1 pseudogene is annotated in these 976 nt (G+C 72.5%); it reads right to left on the reverse strand.

The features are described from left to right. Window positions 1-976 (reverse strand): annotated as a pseudogene (locus tag HALOF300_RS27155) (hypothetical protein); the annotation flags it as partial.

Genomic DNA, 976 nt, shown 5'->3' on the forward strand with positions numbered 1-976 from the left:
GGTCTGGGGTCGGGGTTGCGGTACCGGGCCTTCCCGTTGCTGCCGGGGTGGCGGAGGTCGCGACTGAGCTTGGTGATGGTGCCGTTGGGGTCGCGCTGGTAGGTGTGCCCGGTGGGGGTGTGCCAGGTGATCGTGCCGTCCGGGGCACGTTCGTAGGAGAACTCGCCGTGGGTGACCAGGACGTGGTCGCGGCGGCACATCGGGTCGAGATTGTCGTCGCTGGTGGGTCCGATGGGGTAGGGGACGCGGTGGTTCAGCTCGGTCTGCCGTGCGGACGCGCTGCAGCCGGGGGCGATGCAGTCGGGCTCGTTCGCCTTGACCCGGTCGATCATGTTCTGGGGTGGCTGGTAGCGGGTGGTGCCGTAGTCGACGACCTTGTTGGTGAGGGGGTCGGTGACGAGCCGGCTCCAGGTGCCGCCGGCGGCGAGCGCGGTGGCGACGTCGGCCGGGATCGGTCCCAAGCCCTCGACGTTGCCGGGTTCGTCGCCGCCGAGCAGGGTCGACAGGGGCACGTGGACCACGATCTGGGCGCGGTGGCCGCCGAGGATCCCGATCGGCCAGGTCCGTGGTGCGCCCCGGCCGGCGGGCGTGGCCAGGCTCGGATCAGCCACCCCTGACCCGGGGCTACTGCCGGCACCGGTGCCGGTATCGGGGTCAGGGTCGATGGTGGGGTCGGCGGTGGTGCCGATGCCGAATGCAGCGCCCGGTTCAGCCGGTGGCACAGCACCGCCCGCGACAGTGTCTGCGGCAGTGGGCTGTTCGGCGACCGGGGCGGTGTCTGTCTCGGTGGCCTGTTCGGCGACCGGGGCGGTGTCTGTCTCGGTGGGTTGCTCGGCGACCGTGACCGCGTCTGCGCCGGTGGGTTGCTCGGCGATCGTGACGGCGCCCGCACCGATGGGCTGCTCGGTTGCCGCGGTCGCGGCCGCCGCGTCGGCTGGGTCGGTCGTGGGGCTCGGGGCTGTGGGCTGGGTGGGTT

This window comes from Occultella aeris, assembly GCF_902703175.1.
Taxonomy (GTDB): Bacteria; Actinomycetota; Actinomycetes; order Actinomycetales; family Beutenbergiaceae; genus Occultella; species Occultella aeris.